Here is a 2,405-nt window from a genome sequence, read left to right as displayed (position 1 = left end):
ATCGTATAGTTGACGCGGTCGGATGCGCCAATGTTGCCGACGATGACGGAGCCCGTATGGATGCCGATGCGGACATGAAGCGGAGGCCGGCCTTCGCCGGCCGCTTCCAGATTGTCCTTCTCCAGCTCCTCGCGAATGGCCGCGGCGGCGCGGACGGCCGCGGCGGCATGGCCCTTCAGACGGTCTGGCGCGCCGAAGAATGCCAGCATGCCGTCGCCCAAGAACTTGTCAACCGTGCCGCCATGCGTGTCGACCGCGCGGCACAGGATTTCGAAATGATGGTTGAGGAGCCTGGCCGCAGCGGCAGCGTCCATCCGCTCCGACAGGGTGGTGAAACCGGCGATATCGGTGAACATGACAGTCACGACCGCCTCGCGCGGTTCGGCGATGCCGATCTCTCCGGTGCGCACCAGCTTGGCCACCAGCGAGCGCGGAATATAGGTCGAGAATGCACGCAGACCGATCAGCATAGCATTGAAGGCCGAAGCCTGGTTGTCCAACTCCAGCACCCTGCTGCGCGGCAGCGGGGTCACGCCGTCGAGATCGAAATCGGCGACGCGCGTGGCCTGGCCGGCGATCGCCTGGATCGGTCGCGACAGGCGCCTGCCAAGCAGGATCGCGACTATGACCGCCACGGCCATCGCCCCAAGACCGAGCAGGGCCGATCCCATGACGCGCTCGATCTCGTCGCTGATCTGGCTGGTCTCGAAATACGCGCCGAGCGTCCAGGGCTCGTCGCCATAGCCTGCGATCTTGCGGGTAATGGCGATGTACGTGGTGTCGCCGCTCCACTCGGACGCATTGTCCACGCTCAGGTCGATCTCGGCGATTTCTATGTCGCGGGCGTGGCGCGTGTCGAACTCCCGCTCTACCTTGCGGGAGCCATATGCGGCCAATACCGGATCGCCATACGTGGCCAGCGGCGTCAGTGGCAGGACGCCATTCTTCAGAGCGTCGGGATCGGCCAGCCTTTGGTCGGCGAGCACGCGATCTTCGCCATCGAGAATGAAGGCATGCGTGCCAAATCGCGATGACAGTTCCCGCGTGATATCGGACAGTTTCTGCAATTCGACCGCCGCGATCACCCAGGCCTGCGTCACGCCATCACGTGCCAGCGGCACGGAGACATGCGCGTATAGCCCGAACTCGTTAGCCACGAACGCACCCCACTGGCGTCCGTCGACCTGTCTGCGTTGCTCGAGGGCGGCGCGGACTTGGGACGACTTCTCGGGCTCGGCCGGAAAATGCTCGATCGCGCCCGTTGAAACGTTGTTTTCGACGGACCGCGCGGCGCCGCGGCAGACGAGGTCGGGGGTGCAGATCAGCGTCGCCTCGACCCCCGAAGCGGCAGCCAGAGCACCGGCAACGGCTGCAGACATCGCCTCGTCGTCGATCTGGAACTCGCCCTGGGCATACAGCTGCGCGATGCCGTCCACCGCGTTCTCGGCGTCTCCCATCTCGGCGCGCAGCGAGTCCTCCATCGCATCGATCAGGAGTGTCGACTGGGCGCCGAGCAAGTCGAACGTGTTGCGAAAATTGGCGCCGACCGACAATGCGAGCACGCCCCCGACCGACAGGAATACGAGGCTGCCAAAACTCAACGCCATGATGACTGCAATGGGGATGCGACGCCGCTTCTTTTCGGGGCGGGCCAGACGCACTGGTTGTGCGGAGGTGCTCATGCAGCCAATGTCGCAATGCGCCACCGAATTGCAAGCCCGGTGACGGCTTTAAGAGAGGGCGCGCCCCGAATGCAGCCTCCTTGCTTGCTTCGGTGCCTAACGCATCAACCCAATGTTCACTTCGGAAAAATGTTCTCGATTTCTGCTTATGGCGCCAGAAGCGGACCTCCACAAGCGGCCAATCTTTGAGGCACACGAACTGAGTTCCGCCGTGTGTTTAATTCGCGGGCGGCAGTCGGCCGCTGTTCCATCCCGTCAGCATTTTTTTGGAACGGCTGGGCCAACCTTGTGTTTTCGTCCTCAATGTGGACAGCTACGCCGCGGTACTATTTCTTTTGCGAGCACGAGGCAGGCGTTATCCCCGATTTGGATGGAATGGATCTTAAGGAGGAGCCTGCCGCACTTGCCCAGGCGATGGTGGCTGCAGGGGATCATGCGGTCGAATTCCCTGGTAGGCCGCGAAGCGCTCGTCGGAACCATTTTGCTCGTGAAGGACAAGGAGCAACGCTGTTCAGAATGCCTTCGATCGATCACGGCGAATAGTGCTCCGTGAGACTGATCCGCTTGTGGCGTTCGTCGGGCAAATCAAGGAACCGCACATAACCGGTCGACCATACGCCGCGGCATGTCGGTGCAGGAGCGGTGTAGCGGCGGGGCTTTCCGCCACGCGAGCAGTGGCATGGCAGCAAAGGCTCGACCCGATTCCTGCTTACCGGTCTGGGT

General features: G+C 62.7%; 1 protein-coding gene. It reads right to left on the bottom strand.

Annotated features, from left to right (window positions below):
• Window positions 1-1,682 (bottom strand): adenylate/guanylate cyclase domain-containing protein (locus EOA85_RS32825; RefSeq protein WP_245486230.1); only part of this gene is annotated, 1,682 nt, incomplete at its 3' end.
• Window positions 1,683-2,405: the final 723 nt, after the last annotated feature.

Source organism: Mesorhizobium sp. M5C.F.Ca.IN.020.29.1.1, assembly GCF_003997375.1.
GTDB classification, from domain to species: Bacteria; Pseudomonadota; Alphaproteobacteria; order Rhizobiales; family Rhizobiaceae; genus Mesorhizobium; species Mesorhizobium wenxiniae.
Note: the sequence above shows the minus strand (reverse complement) of the source record. Positions and strands in the feature narration are given on the sequence as shown.